The following is a 22,871-nucleotide window of genomic DNA, read 5'->3' as shown; positions in this document are numbered from 1 at the left end:
GATACAACATTTGAGATAGATGATGACAATGTTATCCCAGTGCTTGAAGATGATTACTTCCCAGATGATATAGCATCAAGATTTGTTCAGTTTGTTAAAGCTACATTTGGAGAAGAAAATCTAAATGAGAATATACTCTTCATTGAAGACTCTCTAGGAACAAGTATAAGAAAGTATTTCGTAAAAGGTTTCTATGAAGATCATCTTAAACGCTACAAAAAAAGACCAATCTACTGGATGGTAAGTAGCCCTAAGAAAAGCTTCAATGCACTTATCTATATGCACAGATATGAGAGTGATATATTTGCTCGTGTTCAAAACAACTACCTAAGAGAGTATGTCACAAAACTAGAAGCGACAAAGCAAGTTCGACATACAGAGAGTGAAGACGAAAGTAATAGTGCAACAGAAAGAAGAAAAGCAACTAAAGAGATAGATAACATTACTAAAAAAATAGACGAGATCATAAAATATGACAGAGACCACCTAACAGCATTTGCACAGGGTAAGATAGAGATAGACTTAGATGATGGTGTTAAAGTAAACTACTGTAAGTTTAAAGATGTACTTTACCCTATTAGTGGGCTATGTTAATAAATGACAACAAACCAAAAAATGAAGTTGAATGATGAAGTCATTGATGGACTATGTTCATTCTTTAAGGGTGCTAATACTCTCATAGAACAGGATCCTGAATTTGCCACTTTATACGCTTATCTATTACTTCAAGCAACAGGTGTTGAAAGGCTTCAAAAAATCGTATATATGCTGGATTATAATACTAAAAATTCAACTCAAGTAACAAGTAATAGATTGAAAAATAAATTGGGGCATAAAATTTTAGATATTCACAACAAACATCTATATTTTCACTTTAGTTTTAATGATACTGAGAATATTTATATTCAAAAGATGTTGGAGATATTGACAGACTTAGTAAATGAGAATCGTTATACTAATTTTGATCTTTATAGTGCGGATACCTTTAGTATTCATGATCATATTGTGCAAATTCTTGAATTAAAGGATTTAGATTATTCAGGTATCCCTGATGTAATAAAAGTTTCTTGGGAAATTGTAGATATGATTCTGAAAAAGTATATATCTATTTTAGTGAATCTTATCTGGCATGGAAATGTGGGCAACAAAGAAGTTATTCCAATTTGTTTACAAAATTATGTCCTTAAGGGATGGCAAGAAATTAACCTTGATAAAAATATAAAGCTATTATTAGATGATGCAAAAAGAGAAAAAAGATGAGTAAAATACAACAAACACTACAATCACACTTCAATCATAACAGACTCATCTTCTGGTACGATGGTGGTGCAGAGCTTCAAGAAGAGTTTAACACCCTTGAGTTAGATGATGTGCAAAAAGTCACACTTGATGGTAATGAGTTTTCTATTAAGTATCAGCTCCTAAAAGAATCCCCTAATGATAAGTTTCTTATATATAGCCCATCAAAACAACCACAAGATGATGATAACTGGCTCTTAGATCTTCTTCTCTCAAGCCATGTCTTCTATGCAGATAAGATAAGTCTTACTGTAAGTGAACTTGGTCTTGATATGAGCTACAAAAATGCCATCTCGAAATATATGAAATTTTTCAATGCAGCAAAGAGAGCTGAGTCTTTAAAGTCACTCTTAAATCCTAGCGATGATGAAGAAACACTTATAATGAAGATGATAGCTGTAAGTATTGGCTGCGATGCCTCTGTTAATATTATAGTGCTTAGACTACAAGAAAGTGAGAAGTATTTAGAAACACTCAAGAAGCTGGACTTAGAAGAAGAACTGTGGGGTATTTTACTTAGTGCATATTCTTATAAAGCGGATACTCCTTCATTTCAAGACTTCACATACAAGCTACTGCAAAATCATTTCTTCTGGGGAGTAGATTCTACTAAAACTGCACTCAACAGAGAAGCTATGCTTTTAGTCCGTAGCTGGATGGATAGTAAAACTTATGGAGAGTGCTATAGAGATAAAGCAACAGAAGTTGCAGAAGCTTTACATGTAGATGGAGTTGTTAATGATCTTAAACACAATGAACTACTTCTTTGCGATACCTATAACTCTTGTGAAAAGGCAATTATATTACATGTAAAAAACAAGATAGTTGCTGATGATATAAATTCGGATGAAGTAAGTAATATTGTAGAAGCTAGAGAGCATACGTTTTGGTATGATGGATATAAAAATATCTATAAATCACTTCTTTATGGGTCTTTACTTATTCAAAACATTAAAAGTGAACGCTTCAGTTGTGAGAGTTTTGACGATGCAGTAAATAGATACACGCACCAGTGGCAAAAGCTTGACTTCTTTTACAGAAAGTACATCTATCATACTAACAAAGCCGAACATATACACATACTCAAAGAGCTTGACTCAAAAGTTGAAGATATCTATAAAAATGGATATTTACGAGTAGTTAATGAGAAGTTTCAAAACTTTATACCTGAGTATTCTAACACAGGTTTTATGCATCAAAGAGATTTCTTCCAAAAAAAGATTCAGCCATTTATAGATAAGGATGACAATGTTGTAGTTATCATCTCTGATGCTCTTCGTTATGAGTGTGGAGCAGAATTAAGCTCTAAGCTTGATTCTATCAATAGATATAGTACAGAGTGTGAGAGTATGGTTTGTTCTCTTCCATCATATACTCAGTTAGGTATGGCATCACTACTTCCACATAAAGAGCTAGAGTTAAAAGATAAAGACGATATAGTCTATGCAGATGGTCTTAGAAGCAGTGGTATAGCAAATCGTACAAAGATTTTACAGTCGCACTATAAAAGTTCTATCGCTATAAGTGATGAGGACTTCTTAGCTCTTAATCGTGATGATGGACGAGCATTTGTTAAAGAGAATAAAGTCATATTTATCTATCATGATGAGATAGATTCTACTGGGGACAAACTATCGAGTGAAGAGAGAGTATTTGATGCTGTAGAGAGTAGCTTTGAGACTATCACTAAGCTTATCAAGCAAACTTCACAGTTTAACCGTAGTAATATTTTAGTAACTGCGGATCATGGTTTCTTGTATCAAAACACTCCTACAGATGAGAGTGAGTTCTGTAAATTCAAGGACATAGTAAAGCCTATAAAAATGAACCGTAGATTTATCATAGGTAAAGATTTAGAAGCTGATAACTGTACTCAAAAGTTTAGTTCTACTGAATTAAATATCAAAGGTAGTAACGATATACTACTCGCAAACTCTATAAATAAAATGAGAGTTCAAGGTGGTGGAAATAGATTTGTTCATGGAAGCTTTTCTCTTCAAGAGTTAGTAATTCCTCTTATTAGTATCCGTAAAAAAAGAAGTGATGATATAAGCCTTGTAGAAGTTGAAGTGATGAGTATTCCTAAGATTACTACCAACAGCATTAAAATATCTCTCTATCAAAAAGAAGCAGTAAGTAAAAAAATACAGCCTATCACTTTAAAAGCAGCTTTTCTTACTCAAAGTGGAGAGCTTTTAACACAGTCGCAAACAATCACATTTGATAGTGAACATACAGATAGTAGAAATCGTGAGAAATCAGTAGTCTTTTACTTCAAAGAGAATGCTAACCATCACAACAATGAAACTGTAACATTAGTTCTAAAAAGAGTGCTATCAAATAGTAGTGAAGAACCTGTCTATAAAGAAGTAGATACAGAATTGAAGCTTTCACACTTCAACGAATTTGATGAATTTTAAAAGGTAAGTAGATGATGAATGAACTCGATAAGAAAATCAATGAAGTCTTTGCAGGCTTAGTAGTAAGAAAAGACCTTGTTAAAGCTGTTAAGGGAAATGCTATTGTTCCAACCTATGTTTTAGAGTATCTATTAGGTCAATACTGTGCAACAAATGATGAAGAGACTATCCAAGCTGGTATAGAGATGGTAAAGAATATTCTCAGAGATCACTATGTTCATCGTAATGAAGCTGGACTTGTTAAATCTGTCATTAAAGAGAAAGGTCGTAAGCATAAGGTCATTGACAAAATCAGTGTAGAACTTAATGATAAAAATGATACTTATGAAGCTGAGTTTAGTAACCTTGGAATCAAGAAAATACTTGTAGATTCTGGTACTGTAAAAGCACACCCTAAACTACTTGTTGGTGGTGTTTGGTGTATCGCTGATGTAGAGTATGATCATTCAGAAGATGGTAATGTAACACCATGGACTCTTTCGTCTTTAAAGCCTATTCAACTCTCTCACTTTGACTACGATAGCTATATAGAAGCTAGAAAGAAGTTTAGTACCGATGAGTGGATAGACTTACTTATTCAGAGTATGGGATTTAATCCTGAGATGTTTGGTAAACGCAACAAGATGATGCAGCTCTCAAGACTGATACCGTACTGCGAGAGAAACTATAACATCATAGAACTTGGACCAAAAGGAACTGGTAAATCTCACATCTATTCAGAGTTCTCTCCTCATGGAATTTTAATATCGGGTGGAGAAGTAACGGTTCCTAAGCTATTTGTAAATAATGCTAATGGAAAGTTAGGACTTGTCGGTTACTGGAATGTTGTAGCATTTGATGAGTTTGCAGGTCAAGCTAAAAAGGTAGATAAAGCTCTTGTAGATATTATGAAAAACTACATGGCAAATAAATCATTTTCAAGAGGGATAGAAACACTAGGTGCGGAAGCTTCAATGGTCTTTGTTGGAAATACCGCTCATCCAGTACCTTATATGTTAAAACATTCGGATCTCTTTGAAGAAGTACCTGCTAAGTATCATGACTCAGCATTTTTAGATCGTCTTCACTTCTATTTACCAGGCTGGGAGATAGATATTGTTCGTGGGGAGATGTTTTCTGATGGTTATGGATTTGTGGTTGATTACATTGCAGAGATACTTCGCTCACTTAGAAATGATGACTACTCAGATAGATATGCTGAACACTTTACACTGTCTAATGAAATCTCAACAAGAGATAGAGATGGGATTAACAAAACATTCTCTGGCTTAATGAAAGTCATGTTTCCTCACGATGGTGCTACAGTGAAAGAGATAGAAGAGATTTTAAGATTCGCAATAGAAGGACGAAAAAGAGTTAAAGACCAACTCATGAGAATAGACTCTACTTACCAAGAGACGAAGTTTTACTATGAAGATAAAGAAGGGAAGAAGTATCCTGTTACAACTCTTGAAGAAGATGAGTATCCTAACTACTATCATAGAAGCATAACTATAGATTCTAATAACGAGGAGTTGTACATTCCTAAAGATAGAGGGGATGTAAAATCTAATGCTGATAAACTTGTGGAGGACGAAGATACTCCAGTAGCTAAAGAAGAGAAAAGCTTAGAACTTAAAGAACAACACCTTGAGTTTAGTGAAAACCAAAAGGGAATCACTTATGACAATCTGTTTGGAGAGTATTTAAAAGGCAGTTCTGAGATAGTGATTACAGATCCTTATGTAAGAATCTTCTTTCAAGTTCGTAATATGATGGAGTTTATAGAAACAGTTATCAAGTATAAAGCTGTTGAAGATGTTGTAACTGTGCATCTAATTACAATAGCAGATGATAGAAATCCAGAAGGACAAGTAGATTTCTTCACTCAAATACAACAATCAGCAATGCCAGCAGGTGTAACTTTCACTTGGGAATTTGATACGACTGAAACTATACATGCGAGAAGTGTAGTCACTGATACAGGTTGGAAGATATCACTTGATCGTGGTTTAGATATCTATCAGCAGTATGATATGAATAATACTTTTAGTTTAAGTAATAGATTACAAGAGTATCGTGGATGTAAAGGATTTGAGGTTACTTATATAAAAGTATAAAATGGAGTTGCTATGGTGTGCAACTTCTCATTGATCAAGGAACATCTGCAAAGAACTAGTCTGAAAGTGTTCGTGCTCATAAAGATTCCTTTAAGCGAATGGTACACCCTGCGACATTCAAAAAAGATTAATTAAGTCAATGGTACATGCTGCGACATCATCTAATTGTTATGTAAGTAGAGTATAAAGAGTATAAGGTAGACATAAGATAACGTATAAGGATGAAGCAAGAAACCTGAGAGTAACTAATAGGTTGTGAAATATGGGCAGGTGGGTACTTTTACAAGCTTTGAGGAATCGTTGAATTTATCTGATGTTCTTTTGAGTTGATGGATTAGGTGTTTTAGATTTAGGGGGTGGTTGACACTCATCCGTCTATCTTTTGCATCCAAGTGCTGTTCTCTCATGTGGGCAAACATCTAGTAAAAAACGATTGCTTATTAGAGAGGGTACAAGGCTTGCTAGTATTGTTAAAAAGCTTGTGAAGATTAGGGGAAACATGAAAAAGAGTATCTACATACTCATTGTTATTAGTTTTTTTGCGATTTCATTACAAGCATATCCAAAAATATACACCTCTCTAAATAAAGAGCTGGCTACATGTCTATCAAATCTATACCAGTGAAAAACACACTTAAATATCTGTCGTCTTGCTATAATAAAACAATATAATTGCAGTAAGTCCATTTTCATACTAAAGGTGGCATAGACATTATTTAATGATTTTAATATTTGAAAATGAAGAGATGAAAACATGACAGAAATAGAAAAATTAGAACTAGAGTTTTATAAGAATGGTTCAGCAGATGCTGTATTAAATAGATTTACATTCAGTGAGAAAGAAGAAAAGTTAGTACGAGATGCAATGAGAACCGCACAGTTAGCTAACCCTAGAATGAAGCTTATTCGAGATGCTGATGAGCTGCTAAGAGAGGTTGCTAAGACTAGAGAGGCTATTGTTCCTAATGAAAAAACAAAAGTATCAGCAGAAGATATTGCGAAGCTTGAACTGTTGAGATTAAGTGCTACTAAGAAGCAAGTAGAAGAAGGTTTTGATAATAAAATGCCAACTTTTTTTGGATTTAAATCTAAGTATGGGGTAGCTCTTGTCGTTGCTATTGCTGTTGGTATGATGGCTGTTGAATATTTTAAAGCAAAGCCAATGAATGATGAAATACAAAGGCAAGAAAATTTAATGCATGGTATTCGTTAAGTCAAAATGTAAGCTAAAAAAAAGAATGTATTTAAAGCCACTCTATTAGAGTGACTAATTTGATAAAAGACTAGAGAAGAAACGGGAAAGAAATACAACGAATTGCAGACATCGAGTTATAAGAAAAAGGATGAGATCTAAAACACTCATAGTGCAAATCCAACAGCATCTTCAGCACTACCTTCTAGCAACTTAGTAAATGCACTTATTTTAGATTTAGTCATATCATCTATTCGCATATTCGTCCTCCTTAATTTTTGTAAATGAAGTAGCTTCAAATAACATATCTCGTTCTATTGCTAATCCAAGTGGACCATGTATAGACTCCAGCTCTTCAAGTGTAAAGTACCCAAGTTCAGAATCTAATCCTTGTACATAGCCGTAGCAAGTTTTAGCATCAGCTTTAGAGAACTCGATGATGTACCAAGTCCAGTTACTGTTAGGTGTGAATAGTTTAATGTGACACATTGGATTTAATGATCCTTCTGTCTCGTATAAATCTGGAATATCGCTTAGTAATGTTTGTGGGATAAGCTTACTCATTTTATGCAGCCTGTTGCTGATATTTTTGTTTATACCATTGTCGATTTTCATTACTCCACCTGAAAGAACACGCCTTAATAATATCTTTGGAATTGAATATAGTATTTTTATCTCCAATAATCACTATGTTCTCTCCTTGCTCAAGAATCTGTAACCCTAGGTTTAGTATAGATGTATATTCTTGCAATGAATAGGCCCCTTGATTACTTTCCACTTGCTGAGTTTGTGGCTGTTGGTAATGCTTCTGTTGCTGTGATTGCTGTTGTAACTGTACAGGTTGTTGATATGTCTGTTGCTGATTTTGATGTTGACGGCTCTTATCATATAGAGAATTACCAAACTGATTTCCGAAGCTTCTAAGTGTGCGTTTGATAGCATCCGTAACTGCTTCTTTAGCTCCACCTTCATGTGCATCTGCTAGGGTTTTTGCAATACCTGTACCAAACCCCACATCCTCTCTGCTTACATGCTTAGAGTGTTGCAGATCATGAACCACTACGTTAATAACTGCTTTGTAGCAGATAACATTATTTTGGTTTTGGTTCTGCTCTTGAGATACTGACTGTAATGATGATATAGAATAACCCCAATTACCATGACCGAATATTTTATTGGCTGTTTCAATAATATCGAAGCCCTCTAAGTAAGAGAGTGAAATATTACCTTTTGAGCGACTCTTTATTCTACTACTGTCTAGCTCATAGGCTAGAACTTGTGTTTGTTTATCGTTGAACATTCTGTTGCTCCTTATGCTGCTTCTTGAGAATCTACTAAATTCAGTAGTTCTGTAGCTTGGTTGTTTTGGCTAGATCTTCTGGCGTTTACTTTAATTTTTGCTGGGACTTCTTCACTTGTTACACCAACCTCTACAAACTCATCTATTTCATCCATACCTTCAACTGTGAGCATTGCATCTTTGACTGCTTGTTCATCCACAGTTACTGTGTAAAACCCTAGTTTAATAAGTGCTTCTGCATTTATAATTTTGAATGTTTCTTTGAGCTTAGTTTTATGTGCTTGGATTGTTATACTAGATATTGATGTTCCATCTAAGCGGTCAATTCCATAATCTAGAAGAATAGCAGCTGTAACTTCTTGTGCTAAAGTTTTTGATTGTGTGAGAGTCCTTTTAAGAGCCTGTAGCTCTTTAATATCTGATGATAGATAATCAATCTTGTTTTGTAGTTCCTGGAACGATAATCCTATGTAGTCTGCTTTTACATGGTATGGTTTATCGCTTTCAAGTACCTCTTTTACATAGTTTTTAAACCAATCTTTTTGGCTTAGTGGTGTTAAGTGTTCTATCTCTGTTTGTAATCTATAGTTTGTCATTTTCATTTTATTTTTCCTTATGCTGCTAATGCCATTCTAGGCTGTTTTATTAAAGCTATACGCTCCGAAATATCCCAAATTCCTTGGTTCACGTCTATGTCTTTACTGATGGAAGTAATCTCACGAGAGGTAAACCTACGACCTGTTATATTGTTAACTCCAGATATATTTCCACGAAGTAAATTCTCTTGGATCACATTGAGTGTTGTGTAGAGATCATCTTTATTATCTTCATCTCTGTGTGGAACAAGTAAGTCTTTGAAGTCTATTTGCAGATGCTTTTCAAATCTAAGTGGAATTGAAGAACGAGCAAACGATTCTTTTTCTTGTTGAGAGAGTGTAATAGACTCAAAGCTATTTATTTTCTGCTGAAGTTGTGGCTTGAAAGAAGTTATCTTGTCTATCGCAGTTTGTATGTCGTTATATCTGTCTCCTATATGCTTTATCTTGTAAGATTCAAATACACTTTCTGCAATAACAAGTCCATTACAACAGACAAAGCGGTAGATTCCAGCACTTATGGAAAATGCTGTACTTCTATCATGGCTATTGAACAATAATAATTCAACTGCATTTTCTTGTGGATTAAGTAGGTCATCAAAGTGACGAAAGCGAACGAGGTGTCTTTGGTATCCCTCTTTATCTTCATCTTTGACTGATGATTGCTCTACTGAGACTGGATACCAGTTAAGAGACGTTATTTCATTAATAACATCTATAGTTGAGACGAAGTGATATTTATCACTAACATCGTAGTGTGGTTCCTCTGTGAAGAGTGCAGGGGCTTGAGTTTTTAGTTGAGTTTCGTTTAATGGTAATATAGACATAGTTTTGTCTCCTTATTTTTTAGATGATTGACCGATTATCTCGGCAACTATTACAATAAGCACTACAAATATTTTTGCTATTTCTTTCAATGGCATGATTATGCTCCTGTAAGAAATGGATAGTAATTTGGATTATTTGCTGGTTTATTTGGAACTTGTATCTTCAGATACTTTAAGAGGTAGTAGTACATAGAGTACACCTTTATGCTACACACAATAATTGTAAAGTAGAAAGTTTTATGATTGTTGTGTGTAGTGAGAGGATTTGAGAGATATGCTATATATCTCTACATAGTATATACCTGGTTTTTTGTAGTTTTTACCTAAAAAGTAATCTCAATGAAAGGTTGTGGAAATTAGTATATAATTTAATTTTAAGAAAAATGACGTACAATTCTACAAGTTATTTCATCCAAAACTGGTTGGGGTACTTTGTTCTTTTGTTACCCTCTTTGTTACCCTTGAATTTTCAAGAAACGAAGAAACACCTATTTATAGGCACAAAGTGGATTTAGTGTGGTAGAGAGATTGGCCACCACCTCAAAAACCTTACAATTAATTTTTCACACCACCAACTTGATTTTTCCTAAAATTCTCTAATATACTAAACTCATTATTATTTAAATCAAACCTTTCTAAAGAATTTGCACTCATTGCTCGAACTTCCCATAATTCTGCTGTATCCTCAAGTTTTTCTAAAAGTACAGTTTTTAAACTATTTCCAACAACATGACTTTGTTCAAGTGCTATGGCGGCACTTATTCTATCATCATTAGTACTACTGCTTAGTGCATCCACAACTGCACTAATTTCTAACTCTGATTTAGCCCATTGACCTAGTGTGATAATACTTTCAGAACGAACAGCCTCATCCTGGCTAATACTAAGTTCACTTAACAGCATAACAATCTCATTATTTTTGGATTGAGGAAGATTAAGGTGTGGCATTGCATGAAGTGCTGAAAGTGTAAGTTCTTTATCCCCACTAAATTGTGATAAAGCCTCTGTTGAAATCTGAAGTGTCTTCTCATTAGGAATTTGCAATTCACCTAATAAATCAAATCCTATAATGTTTTGTTGTCTATCTTCTGAGGTTGCAAGATCTTGTGCAAAGTTTTCAACCTTTGGGTCTTTAATTTGTGAAACTATTTGTGACAACTGCTTTTCTAACTTAGGATTAGAAAGATAATTTGAGTAAGCGATTAAAAGTTCTTCTAATGCAAGCGGATTATTTTTTGCCACTGTCTATATAGATAATCCTCAGAAGTGATATATTTAGACTTGTATCTATCTTGCCAAAGATGTCCACTGCGTTTAGATTTCTTATTAAAATATTTTGCATAGTTAGCATTTATAGTACGCATGAGTACAGGTAAATTCTCTTTTGTAGTCTCTATAAGCAGATGATAATGATTATCCATCAAACAGTAATCATGTATAATGACTTTATTTAAAGTAGCACTTTTATTTAAAATCTGTAAGAACATATCTTTATCAACATCTGAGTTGAAAATATTACAACGATTTACACCACGATTGATAACCAGCAATATCTACTTTTAATCTTGTAGGTATTAAAAATCCTTATTTCTTTTGTTATGTCGATAGTTAAAAATTATATCATAAAAATGGAGATTCATTCACAGGGGTGTAATTTTTAATAAGTTCTGTAGTTTTGGTATGTTTCATGATATACTCCTTGTTTAAGGAGCATAAGCAAGTTTCTATCCAAGTATTCTTGTATGATTAAGATTCGTTTTATTTTTCATCGGATTTACCTAATCTTTATGACACTCTAGTTAATTTTTTATAAACCTTAAAGTATTAATGATTTATAATATAGTTATAATAAATAAAAGGAAGTACTATGTTTGTATCATCATATAACACATATATCGATACTAGTACGACTAATAAAGCCCAAAAAGAAAAAGATGAGAGTGTAAATAAACCAAGTTCAAAATTTGAGATAAAAGCAACTCCTACTTTCAATCAACATGTTATTCTTGGTAAAAAACTTCCTATTGACTATATTTCTAATTACAAGGCACTTAACAATAAGCAACAACTAGAAGACAATGACATTACAAAACAAGCTGCTAGCATGAAGTTTAAAAAAGTAAGTTTACTAAAAAATGCACAGGTTGCCTATGGTGACAATTCCAAAATGTTTTCACTTCTAGTCAAGCCAAAGCAGACTATAAATCAGACTCCAAAAATAGATCAAAAAATGCCTATAGAGGCACAAGATGCAAAAGAAAGTGTAATAAGAAGCACTATGGTAAATGCATATATAGCAAACGACAACTACTATCGTATAACTGCCGCTTAGTCTTCTACCCAAGCATCACTTTTCAAAATATTTCCATTACAAAAATACTTTAACTTATAAGCACTTTCGCATTTACCATTTTTGAGATCCATTATTGCTATTTGAAGTATCTTTTTGCACTTCTTAGGTATGTCAAAATGCCCTTTCATTCCAGTTAAAAACATCTTTAGCGGTACCTTTTCATCCATACCAATAACATTATCACGACAACCTGTCAGTCCAATATCTGTTAAATATGCAGTACCTTTAGCAATCTGAAAATCATCTGTACTCACATGGGTATGCGTTCCTATAATACCACTGACTTGGCCTTGAAGTAACATCATCATCCCGCGTTTTTCACTCGTAGCCTCAGCATGAAAATCTATAAATATATTTTGGACACCCTGCTCTTTTAGCTCTTTCACAGTTAACTTCGCGCAACGAAAAGCATTATCTGATTGGGGCATACTAAAATGTCCCATAAGGTTAAGTAGCCCAAGTTTTTCTCCTGCAACTTCATAAACCTTACAGCCAGTTCCAGAGACTTCCTCTGGGTAGTTGTGAGGACGAAGAATTTCATGTGTATCAAAGAGAGGAATAATGTCTTTTTTATCCCATGAGTGATTTCCTCCAGTCATAACATCAATGCCATAAGAGAAAAGTTCATTACAGTTCTTCTGTGTGAGTCCAAAACCATGAGAAGCATTTTCATAGTTGACTATTACAAAATCTAGACTTTGCTCATCTCTAATAGTTTTGAGGTGTTTTTCTAACATATCACGCCCAGGTTTCCCTACTACATCTCCTATAAATGCTATCTTCATTTACAATACCTTTGGTTTAGAGTTTCTCAAGTATGAAAGAGTGACTTTAATAATGTCATCATCATCTCTTGAGTCGGACTTGATGCTCTCTTTTGATTCATTAACATATATGATGGTAATGTTTTGTCCATAATTCATAATACTCTTTATCTTTTTTTCAAGACTAAGTAGTTTAATAACCATAAGTTCAAAAAACTGTTTTGTTGGTTCATCTAACTCTCCAAAACGGTCTATGATTTCTTCTTCTATTTCATAGATTTCTACAGGCTCTTCACACTGTGAAAGTCGTCTATATATATCTAAACGCAGTCTATCTTCTTTGACAACCTCATCACTAATAAACGCAGAGATAGTAAGTTTAATATCTACTTTCGCACGCTCACCCTCTTTCGTGTTAGAAAGCTCTTTAATAGCGTCTTCTAACATTCTAAGGTAGAGGGAATAACCTATGTTTTTTATGTGTCCACTTTGTGCATCACCAATTAAGTTACCACCACCACGAATCTCTAAATCATGCTGTGCTAACACAGAACCACTTCCTAAAAATGAGTTAGACTCAAGAGCAAGAAGACGTTTTTTTGCTTCATCGGTAAGTGTCTCTTTATTTTGAACTACAAAGTATGCAAAACCTTCTACACTTCCACGACCAACACGACCACGAAGTTGATGTAAGTCTGCTATTCCAAACCTATCTGCACCATCAATTAAAATCGTATTTACCTTAGGCATATGAATACCTGACTCAATAATAGAAGTTGCTATCATCAAGTCATACTCTCCTGCTTCAAACTTTAAAAGCTCTTTCTCTGTCTCTACTGCTGAGATTTTTGAGTGCAACATTACTACTCTAAGGTTTGGTAAGAGTGCTTTGAGCTCTCCTAGTTTTATAGGCATATGGTCTATGCTATTATGCACATAAAACACCTGTCCACCACGACGAAGTTCTCGGAGTATGACCTCTTTTATAAGTTTCTCTTCATACTCTTTTACAAAAGTTCTTACACCTTGGCGTTCACCAGGAGGAGTAAGTAACTGACTCATAGTTTTTATAGAACTCATTGCTTGGTTTAATGAACGAGGAATTGGTGTTGCAGACATACTTAAAAGGTGTACATTATGATACAACTCTTTTATCTTCTCTTTTTGCTTGACTCCAAACTTATGCTCTTCATCAATGATAACTACACCTAATTTTTTAAACTCTAAACCAAAAAGAGCATGTGTACCGACAACTACATCTATTTCACCAGAGGCAAGACCTTTTATAACTGCAGACTTATCTTTCGTACTCACAAACCTATCTAGTTTTGCATATCGGATTTTGAGATCTTTAAAGCGCTCATCTAAAGAACGCCAGTGCTGTGCTGAAAGAAGTGTCGTAGGTACTATAAATGCAGACTGGTATCCAGACTTAAACGCGGCAAAAATCGTGTTTAAAGCTATCTCTGTTTTTCCAAATCCAACATCCCCACTTAGAAGCCTGTCCATTATATTTCCCGTTGACATTTGAGAAAGTATCTCTTGGACTGATTGTGTTTGATCATCAGTATATTCAAAGCCACTGAGGGATTGGAACTCTTTGAGGTCAGTCTTGGTTAAATTTATCTTTGGTGCTTTAATAAGAGCACGTGCTGCAGCTGTGTTGACTATTTGTCCAGCAATTTCAAGTAGGCGTTTACGTACCTTAGCTTTAAGTTTTCCAAAACTTCCTTTACCTAGTCTGTCTAGTACTGGAGTTGAACCTCCACTCGCTATGTAACGGTCTATAAAGTCTAGGTTTTCCACAGGAAGTAAAATCTTGTCATCACCCACATACTTAATCACTAAAAAGTCTTTGATTCCACCAAGAATTTCAGTCTGCTCAATCTTCTCAAAAATTCCAACACCATAATCTTCATGAACAATATAATCACCTGTTTTAAGATCATCTAAAAGTATCGAACTCTTACGACGACGGCGTTTTTTATCGGCCTTATTTAGAGATATAATGATTTCTTCTGGAGTAATAATGTTGAGTATATACCCAGCTGTTATTTTTGTAATGCCCTCGGTATTATAAATACCTGCATGTTTAATTGTCGCTGTGTTTGCTGCTATGATTGTTATTTTTTTATTTCTATGTACATTAAGAAGTTGTTCTGCATTTGCTACAACTAATTCTTTTATATCATCATTCTCTTCTAATATTTCTATGTCAAATTTTTCTCGTGAAATAACAGGTTCATTGATACCGTAGGCATCTTTTAAGATGTTGTCTAAGTTTCTAGAGAGTCTCACTTCTTTGTTTTCTAAAAAGCTTTCGGCCTTATCCCCTAAAAACCAAAAACCTAAAGAAGAAACATCTTTAATGAGTGTGTCAAACTCACTTTTTTTAATCTGGGCATTGACTTCATTAAAAGTATCTTCATCAAAAGAGTAAAATGCACTTCTTACTTCAACAGAGTCTAGCTCATCGCCTAATGTTCTTTGTGATTCTAGTTCAAACTCTTTAATCTGTTCTATTTCATTATCAAAAAGTGAGATTCTATAAGGATTTTGCGATGAGGGGATATAAATATCTAGGATGTCTCCACGGTGAGATATTTCTCCTTCTACTTGTACCATATCAACAAAAGTATAGCCCCAAAAAAGCATTTTTTCTTTAAAGTCAGTGAGATTAATAGTTTCACCAAATTCAAGTTTCATAGAATCTAAAAGCTCAACTTTTGGAAGAGGGAAAAGAAGTGTTTTAAGTGGTGATATTATGAGAGGTTTTTTCTTTGCATTATAATATTTTCTTAGAGAGAAAAATAATTCATGAAGTTCTTCTTTATAAGTACGCAGATCATCCCCAAAACTTGGACGAAAATCTGGAAATACAATAACTTCGCGCTTAAAGAAATGAACTACACTTTCTAAAGCAAGTGCTTCTTTCTCATCTTCACATATTAGTAGTTCTAAATCAAAAGAGTTTGCTGTTTTGTAGTAGTTAAATAAAGAAGTTTGAGACATTACACTTCTGTTTTAGTTTTAGTTGTAGTTTTATTTTCTAGAGGTCTTTTTGATGATTTGGTTGAACCTTTTACAATTGAGTTACCCTCAAAAATACCTTTAGATTCAATGATAAGTTCCGTTGAGCATATTTCTCCACTCACATGTCCGGCCGCTTTTATCTCTACTCTGTTAGCCTTAATACTCCCTTCCATATAGCCTTTGACTATTACTTTATCGGTGCTTACAGTACCTTTTACAGAACCATTTTTACCAATATTTACCTCTTTTGTAGACTTAATTGTTCCCTCTAGTTCTCCATCTACATAAAGATTACAAGAAAGCTCTAGTTCTCCTTTAAGCTTAGCACCTGCTGTGATAATAGTGGTGTTTGAGTTTGTTGGGACAGCCTCAGATGTGCTGTCGCCATTATTAAAGATTGCCATGGTATTTTTTTCTCCTTTTGAAATATATCTGTGTAGTTTTTTTGTGTCCATTTTAGAAATGAAAAAGGATCTACATTTCTATGGATAAATCGTACTTCATAATGTAAATGAGGACCATTGCTCAACCCTGAATTACCAGTATAAGCAATAAGTGCCCCTTTTTTCACAAATTTACCAGATTTTATCACAACTTTGTTTAAATGTGCGAAATAAGTTTTAAAGCCATAAGAATGTTCCAATATTATAAGTCGTCCAAATCCACTTTTTTTATGATATCCGGCATATTCAACTATACCATCTGCAGGAGCATATACTGGTGTTTTCATACTCGCTTTCAGATCTATTCCACGATGAAACTCTTTTCTGTTTAGTGTAGGATGTATCCGATAACCAAATATACTTGTCACACCCCGATATACGATTGGTGAACCATTAGGAATGAGCTGTAGTAAGATAGCTCTATGCTGTGAATCAAGTTTAGTTGCACTTACTCTTTCTTGGATACTTGTTTCTTCAACGGGTTTTAGACCTATAAGTGTTTCTATCTCTCTTAGTGAGTCGGAAAGTTCCTCTAACTCTTTTTTCTTGCTGACAAGTGTATTATTCGTCAGTTGCATACTCTTTTGGAGTTGTTGATTCTTGCTCTCTATATCTTTATATGCTATTTCTGCATTATGGCGTTTCAACTTGATACTATCTACACTACTGTTAAGATAAAGAATTGTACCCATGCCTAAAAAAACAAAAATTATGATAAAACTAAAAAGGTAAAGAAATACTTTTTTTGCGAATGAATGTACATTAAATTGTTTTACACCATGGTCATCATGTATAGTAACTGTAAAATGATTATCCAACATATTCCTTTAAAAACATCTCTATCACACTAAATGAACCAAAAACAAGATAATTCTTATCCTCTTTAGTCTTTATAAAACTACTATATTTTAAATCTAATTCTTTGAGTACTTTTTGCATAACTTCTAAGGATTCTATTCTTGAATCCTCTATCTCAATTAGCTCAACATCTATTATAATTGGTTTTAATATTCTCAAAATTTCTTCATAATGTTTATCTTTATAGCTATTATAGACTAAAGTATATTTAGATTCTTTTAAACTCTCATATATCGATTTTGCTGCAAGTACATTATGCCCAACATCGATGATTACGTTAGGTCTAAACTGTGTCAATCTCCCAAAAAGTCTACTCTTTATAAAATCATCACTCGAATAATCTAGACTCAAAAATTTTAAAGCGGCAATACTCAATCTTAGATTATTAACTAAGTACGTCTCAAGACTGTTGTCTTCTCTTATCTTCTGTATCTTTTTTTCATCATCTTCGTCAATAAAACTATCAACTTGTTTTATAGATACACTATTGTTTTTCTCTATCATTTTTGCAATATCATACACTTCTTTATTTGGTTGAGAAGCAATAATCGCATATTTTTGGATGGCATTTAGTTTTGTTGTAGCTATTTTTTCTATGGTATCGCCTAAAAAGGCTTCGTGATCTTTATCGATGGGAGTAACTAAGGTAAGAATATTCTCAAAAACAGCTGTTGCATCATATTCTCCACCTAAGCCAGCCTCTAAAACTACATAATCGCAACCTTGAAATAGCATGATTGCGAGTAGAGTCGTATATTCAAAATAACTAAGAGAATTAGCATCATCACTAGATAGAAGTTTTAATAATTCTAAATGTTTCTCATTTAAAAGACCAGTACTAACATTTGAACCATTTTGCCATATCCTTTCGTTAAATTCTAAAATATGAGGGGAAGTATAGTGTCCAACATTAAAGGACAGTGAGTTAAGTGCTTGTGCTAAGAAACGACCTGTTGTGCCTTTGCCATTAGTTCCAATGAGATGGATAATTTTCGGAATTTTTAGCTTTGATTTTACTTTAGAATAGACTCTGGGCATACGAGAATAATCAATTTCATCATAATAGAGAGGTTTTTTATTTAAAAAAAATTCTAACACTATTTTTTAGACTCAACTCTATTTCTACCACCTTCTTTAGCCTTATACAGTGATTTATCTGCTGATTTAATAGTTGTTTCAAGTGAGATATTTGAGTCTCTATTACTGACTCCACAGCTCACAGTCACATTTATTCGCTCTCCTGCGTAAATAAAACGTGCCTTTAGGATATGATTACGAACCTTCTCGGCAAAGACAATTCCACCATTTATATCAGTCTTACTTAATATCGCTAAAAATTCTTCTCCACCAAATCGTCCAACTACATCAACAGTTCTACATTCTTTCTTTAAAATTTTTCCAAAGGCTGAAAGAACTGCATCACCTGCATTATGGCCATAGTTGTCATTGACAACTTTAAATTTATCTAGGTCAAACATAACTATAGTAAAGTCATGTCCATAACGTTCATATTCTGCCTCTTTAACAGTCATCAACTCATCAAGTGCACGCCTGTTATAAAGTTTTGTTAAGAAATCTTCTTTTAACTCTTCCCTTGAAGATTTCAGCTCATTTTCTAATCGCTTAATCTTTGCGCAAAGTGCTTGAACATCCCCACTATGGTCCTTTAAATCTTTACTTAAAAGTTGTGTATTTTCTTCTAAAGCTATCGCTATGGTATATAGTTTTTTATGTGCTACTTTAAAATTTCCAGTGCTTCCATTGGAGTACGACTCTAGCTCTTTTTTTATAGCTTGAATTGCGACTGTGGAACTGTCTGAATATTCAATAATATCTATCAAACAAAGAGATAACTTATCTAAAACACCATCTATAGATTCTACCATCTCTTTAACACTGTCTTTATCAAGTGCTATTCTAAGTGATATGGCAAAGCGTATCTCTTTTTCAATACTTATACTCTCAAGAAGAGATGGATTTTTTCGTATTTTTTCACTTAAATTTGCAATAGTATCATTCACACTTGACGCAATCGAAGGAACAAATGATGAAATAAGAAGCTTAGATATTTTTTCTAAATCTAAATGTGGATGATCTACTAAAGAACTATTTTCTTGAAGGTTTTCAACACTACGTTTCAAGTTTTTAGTATCAATATCACCATAACTATCAAGTTTTTTTAAAAATGTATCGTCATAAGTAGTTAAGAAATTCACCCATCTTTGTCTAAAGGCATCTAACTGATCTGGCTGTGAGCCAAGGGCAATAATCTCAATGGTATTTTTTGCTAATTCACTTGCTTCTTTATTATGGAGAACTTCGACAACCTGTAGGATTCTTTTTGTAAGTAAGTTTTGTGATTCTAGTGTATCGGTACATTGAGTAGGATTTGTGCGATTAAGTTTAGAAACGATAAATCGTATAAACTCATGAATAGTCTTAATATGATAGTTTTTTATATCTTTTTGAAATTCTTTGTTGAGTGTTTTAGTAAACTTACTTACATGGTTACAATCTTCTACACTTACCTTAGCACGAGATGCTTCTTTGCAAAAAGCTTCTGCATAAAAATCAGGGGTCATTATTTTACCCTCTAATTTTAATCTTTTTACTGCATTATTAATTATATTTTGTACCGTCACTTAAAACCCCTTATTTTCTATGAACACCCTCAGTTGAAACCACTGCAATAAAAGATGTAATCGCCTTAAGTGAACTAAATTTTATAGCATCAAATCTCTCTTGATCAGTTAACACAGCATTTGGAACAACTGAAAAGTCATATGTCCCATGAGTTGTATATTTCTTTTTCACATCTTTAGTCTCTCGTATAATACTGAGTACTATTGTAGCACGATAAGAGACAATAAAACCATTATTATTATATTCAATAGGTGAATATGCTGGAGTGCCAATACTCAAAACTAAATTTGTATCTGCATGTTCTTTATCAGTTAATGAAGCATGAAAAACAGTAATAATTGCCTTATCCACTGCATCTTTTAGAAGAACGGTATTTTCAGGATCCTCTGATGAGATAACAACTGTGGTACTTATTTTTTCACCAATAATATCCCTAGCAAATTTTGCACTTGGTTTATACCCGCAACTATTTAATTGAAGTAAAAGTAAAGAAATGAAGGTAAATTTTAACAATTTCATTGACATCGTTTTTTAACCTTTTATAACTAAGTTAACTAGTTTTTTCGGAACGACTATCTCTTTAACTAATTCTTTACCTTCTAACCACTTTGCCACTACTTCTTTAGCTAAAGATAAAATTTCATCTTTACTGGCACCAATTGCTACTTCGATTTCACCTCTGCGTTTACCATTGATAGATATACCCATCATAATAGTGTCTTCAACAAATACTTCTTCTAATACTATTTGTTTAGAAAGGTTATTTAGTGAAAAATATGTATTACTTATTTCCCAACAAGTATGTGGGATTACTGGCTCCATAATCGAAGCTAAAATCCAATAACCCTCACTCCAAACATCAGAATTAGTTTGAGTGTTTAGAGCATTTACAGCTTCCATCACTCCTGCTATCATCGTGTTAAACGTATAACGTTCACCATACACTTCTTCTGAACGCGAAAGTGCTTCGTAAACTTTTTTGCGAGCGAATTTTTCTTCTTTAGAAAGAGTACTATGGTCTATTTTAGGAATAGTGTCAGTTTTTACTACATTTTGACTTCTATCAAAAAAGCGTTTTATAAACTTATGAGAGCCCTCAACACCACTATCGTTCCATTCTAACTCTTGCGTTGGAGGAGCTGCAAAAAGTATAAAGAGCCTTGCAGTATCTGCTCCGTATTTAGCAATGATTTCATCAGGGTCTACTGTATTTCCTTTAGACTTGGACATTTTAGCCCCATCTTTGAGAACCATTCCTTGAGTTAGGAGTTTGTCAAACGGTTCATCAAAGTCTAAATAGCCTAAATCACGAAATACTTTTGTAAAAAATCTTGCATATAAAAGATGTAAAATTGCATGTTCTATTCCACCAACATAGTGGTCAATTCCCATCCAGTACTTTACTTCTTCTGGAGTAAATGCTGTCTTTTCTAAATTTTCTGGTGAAGCACAAAAACGTAAGAAGTACCAAGATGACTGGACAAAAGTATCCATAGTATCTGTCTCACGAATAGCAGGTTTACCACATTCTGGACAAGCACAATGCTTCCAAGTTGGATGATTTTCTAGTGGACTTCCCTCTCCGTTGATTTCTACATCGTCTGGAAGTGCTATTGGAAGGTTTTCTTTCTTCTCCATTACTAAACCACAATCCTCACAATGAACAAAAGGAATAGGAGCACCCCAGTAACGTTGACGACTTACTCCCCAGTCTTTAAGTTTGTAATTAGTCGTCTTTTTACCAAGCTCTTTTTCTTCAAACATTTTTATAATGTTATATTGAGATTTTTTAGAGTTTAAACCATCAAATTCTTCAGAGTTAAAAAGCACTCCTGAATCAGTAAATGCAGCAGATGAAACATCTACATCAGCATCTTTTGGTTTAATAACCGCATTTATTTCTAAATCATACTTTTTAGCAAAATCATAATCTCTGTCATCATGGGCAGGAACAGCCATAACAGCTCCAGAACCATAATCCATAAGTACAAAGTTAGCAATCCAAACTGGAACTATTTTTCCCGTAAGAGGATGTTTAACATTAAGTCCTAAAGGAAGTCCTGCTTTTTCTTTTTGTCTATCAATAGATGATGTATTTTTCATCTTTGTTATTTGAGCTATAGTAGCTTCGTCTAAAAGATTATTTTCAATCATATAAGTAACTATCTTGTGTTCTGGAGCAAGTGCTGTGTAAGAAACACCATATATAGTATCTGGACGAGTAGTAAAAACATCAAAATTCTCAAAGGTACCATTTAATTTAGCTTTTGACTCATCATCAAAAAATAGGTCAAATGCAAGTCCATTTGATTTTCCTATCCAGTTATCTTGCATTGTAAGTACTTGCTTAGGCCAACCACCCTCAAGCTTTTTTAAATCATCTAAAAGTTCATCAGAATACTTAGTTATTTTAAAATAGTATTGATTCATATCTTTTTTAACAATAGGAGTATCACATCTCCAACAACAGCCATCTACTACTTGCTCGTTTGCAAGGACAGTCTCATCATGTGGGCACCAGTTTAACATCCCTTTTTCACGGTAAAGAAGACCATTTTCATACATATCTATGATGAAAGATTGTTCAAACTTTGTGTAAAGTTCATCAGATGTTGCCATTTCACGTTTGCGAGAGAAAGAAAAACCTAAAGAATAAAACTCATTTTTCATATAGTCAATATTATCGTAAGTCCAGCCCTTTGGATGTGAACCATTTTTAATAGCTGCATTTTCAGCAGGCATTCCAAAACTGTCAAAGCCTATAGGATGAAGTACATTTTTTCCCTTTTGTCTGTGGTAACGTGCAAGAGCATCACTTATAGAGTAGTTACGAACATGTCCCATATGTAAACGTCCACTAGGAAAGGGGAACATACTTAATATGTACTTTTTTTCTTGTGTAAAATCTTCGCTTGGTTCAAAACTATTGTTTTGCTTCCAATACTCCTGCCATTTTTTTTCTATTGTTTGTGATTGGTATTCCAAAATTATTTATTCCTGTAATCTTGATTCAGATATGAATCAATCTTTAAAGAAAACAATTT

The 22,871-nt window shown here is 33.7% G+C and carries 19 protein-coding genes and 1 pseudogene; 6 read left to right on the top strand and 14 right to left on the bottom strand.

Annotated elements, in window-relative coordinates; translation table 11 throughout:
- From HOG88_RS02415 to HOG88_RS02395, 5 genes and pseudogenes are all read left to right on the top strand, one after another.
- Nucleotides 1–594: pseudogene (locus tag HOG88_RS02415) on the top strand (hypothetical protein); the annotation flags it as partial.
- A gap of 3 nt (nucleotides 595–597) precedes the next feature.
- Nucleotides 598–1,260, top strand: coding sequence for a hypothetical protein (locus HOG88_RS02410; protein ID WP_295002754.1), 663 nt, complete (start codon nucleotides 598–600; stop codon nucleotides 1,258–1,260).
- Nucleotides 1,257–3,719 (top strand): BREX-1 system phosphatase PglZ type A, encoded by a 2,463-nt coding sequence (gene pglZ / locus HOG88_RS02405; RefSeq protein ID WP_295002752.1) that lies wholly within the window; start codon nucleotides 1,257–1,259, stop codon nucleotides 3,717–3,719. The genes HOG88_RS02410 and pglZ overlap by 4 nt, the downstream gene beginning before the upstream one ends.
- Before the next feature lie 11 nt (nucleotides 3,720–3,730).
- Nucleotides 3,731–5,818, top strand: a complete 2,088-nt coding sequence (brxL, locus tag HOG88_RS02400) for a BREX system Lon protease-like protein BrxL (RefSeq protein WP_295002751.1) — start codon at nucleotides 3,731–3,733, stop codon at nucleotides 5,816–5,818.
- A 754-nt stretch (nucleotides 5,819–6,572) separates the two neighbouring features.
- Nucleotides 6,573–7,031 carry a hypothetical protein gene (locus tag HOG88_RS02395; protein ID WP_295002749.1) on the top strand — a complete coding sequence of 153 codons (459 nt, stop codon included), beginning with the start codon at nucleotides 6,573–6,575 and terminating at the stop codon, nucleotides 7,029–7,031.
- Between the two features lie 225 nt (nucleotides 7,032–7,256).
- Here the strand turns inward: HOG88_RS02395 and HOG88_RS02390 are convergent, their stop codons facing one another.
- From HOG88_RS02390 to HOG88_RS02365, 6 genes are all read right to left on the bottom strand, one after another.
- Entirely contained in the window at nucleotides 7,257–7,574 is a 318-nt protein-coding gene (locus tag HOG88_RS02390) for a DUF2958 domain-containing protein (protein ID WP_295002747.1), read from the bottom strand.
- A 1-nt stretch (nucleotide 7,575) separates the two neighbouring features.
- A complete protein-coding gene (locus HOG88_RS02385; RefSeq protein WP_295002745.1) occupies nucleotides 7,576–8,310 on the bottom strand; it encodes a Rad52/Rad22 family DNA repair protein in 735 nt (244 codons plus the stop codon).
- 11 nt (nucleotides 8,311–8,321) lie between these two features.
- Nucleotides 8,322–8,912: a hypothetical protein gene (locus HOG88_RS02380; RefSeq protein ID WP_295002743.1), complete on the bottom strand. Its 591-nt coding sequence runs from the start codon at nucleotides 8,910–8,912 to the stop codon at nucleotides 8,322–8,324.
- Nucleotides 8,913–8,923: 11 nt separating this feature from the next.
- On the bottom strand, nucleotides 8,924–9,733 hold the full coding sequence (locus HOG88_RS02375; RefSeq protein WP_295002741.1) for a DUF932 domain-containing protein: 810 nt from the start codon (nucleotides 9,731–9,733) through the stop codon (nucleotides 8,924–8,926).
- A gap of 555 nt (nucleotides 9,734–10,288) precedes the next feature.
- Entirely contained in the window at nucleotides 10,289–10,975 is a 687-nt protein-coding gene (locus HOG88_RS02370; RefSeq protein ID WP_295002740.1) for a HEAT repeat domain-containing protein, read from the bottom strand.
- Nucleotides 10,948–11,283 (bottom strand): transposase, encoded by a 336-nt coding sequence (locus HOG88_RS02365; RefSeq protein ID WP_295002737.1) that lies wholly within the window; start codon nucleotides 11,281–11,283, stop codon nucleotides 10,948–10,950. The genes HOG88_RS02370 and HOG88_RS02365 overlap by 28 nt, the downstream gene beginning before the upstream one ends.
- A 317-nt stretch (nucleotides 11,284–11,600) precedes the next feature.
- On the opposite strand from HOG88_RS02365, the gene HOG88_RS02360 reads away from it, so the two are divergent.
- On the top strand, nucleotides 11,601–12,065 hold the full coding sequence (locus HOG88_RS02360; RefSeq protein ID WP_295002734.1) for a hypothetical protein: 465 nt from the start codon (nucleotides 11,601–11,603) through the stop codon (nucleotides 12,063–12,065).
- Here HOG88_RS02360 and HOG88_RS02355 read toward each other — a convergent pair.
- Genes HOG88_RS02355 through leuS form a run of 8 tightly spaced genes read right to left on the bottom strand, consistent with a single transcriptional unit; the run spans nucleotide 12,062 to nucleotide 22,812 of the window.
- Entirely contained in the window at nucleotides 12,062–12,871 is an 810-nt protein-coding gene (locus HOG88_RS02355; protein WP_295002732.1) for a TIGR00282 family metallophosphoesterase, read from the bottom strand. The genes HOG88_RS02360 and HOG88_RS02355 overlap by 4 nt on opposite strands.
- Nucleotides 12,872–15,862, bottom strand: a complete 2,991-nt coding sequence (locus HOG88_RS02350; protein WP_295002729.1) for a DEAD/DEAH box helicase — start codon at nucleotides 15,860–15,862, stop codon at nucleotides 12,872–12,874.
- Nucleotides 15,862–16,287 carry a polymer-forming cytoskeletal protein gene (locus HOG88_RS02345; protein WP_295002727.1) on the bottom strand — a complete coding sequence of 142 codons (426 nt, stop codon included), beginning with the start codon at nucleotides 16,285–16,287 and terminating at the stop codon, nucleotides 15,862–15,864. The genes HOG88_RS02350 and HOG88_RS02345 overlap by 1 nt, the downstream gene beginning before the upstream one ends.
- A complete protein-coding gene (locus HOG88_RS02340) occupies nucleotides 16,188–17,144 on the bottom strand; it encodes a M23 family metallopeptidase (RefSeq protein ID WP_295002725.1) in 957 nt (318 codons plus the stop codon). Before HOG88_RS02340 ends, HOG88_RS02345 begins: the two co-directional genes overlap by 100 nt.
- Nucleotides 17,137–18,282, bottom strand: coding sequence for a Mur ligase family protein (locus HOG88_RS02335; RefSeq protein ID WP_295002722.1), 1,146 nt, complete (start codon nucleotides 18,280–18,282; stop codon nucleotides 17,137–17,139). The genes HOG88_RS02340 and HOG88_RS02335 overlap by 8 nt, the downstream gene beginning before the upstream one ends.
- A complete protein-coding gene (locus HOG88_RS02330; protein ID WP_295002720.1) occupies nucleotides 18,282–19,826 on the bottom strand; it encodes a GGDEF domain-containing protein in 1,545 nt (514 codons plus the stop codon). The genes HOG88_RS02335 and HOG88_RS02330 overlap by 1 nt, the downstream gene beginning before the upstream one ends.
- Before the next feature lie 10 nt (nucleotides 19,827–19,836).
- Nucleotides 19,837–20,346: an LPS assembly lipoprotein LptE gene (gene lptE, locus HOG88_RS02325; RefSeq protein ID WP_295002718.1), complete on the bottom strand. Its 510-nt coding sequence runs from the start codon at nucleotides 20,344–20,346 to the stop codon at nucleotides 19,837–19,839.
- Nucleotides 20,347–20,358: 12 nt separating this feature from the next.
- Entirely contained in the window at nucleotides 20,359–22,812 is a 2,454-nt protein-coding gene (gene leuS, locus HOG88_RS02320; protein ID WP_295002716.1) for a leucine--tRNA ligase, read from the bottom strand.
- Nucleotides 22,813–22,871: the final 59 nt, after the last annotated feature.

This window comes from Sulfurimonas sp. (assembly GCF_018698455.1).
Lineage (GTDB): Bacteria > Campylobacterota > Campylobacteria > Campylobacterales > Sulfurimonadaceae > Sulfurimonas.
Note: the sequence above shows the minus strand (reverse complement) of the source record. Positions and strands in the feature narration are given on the sequence as shown.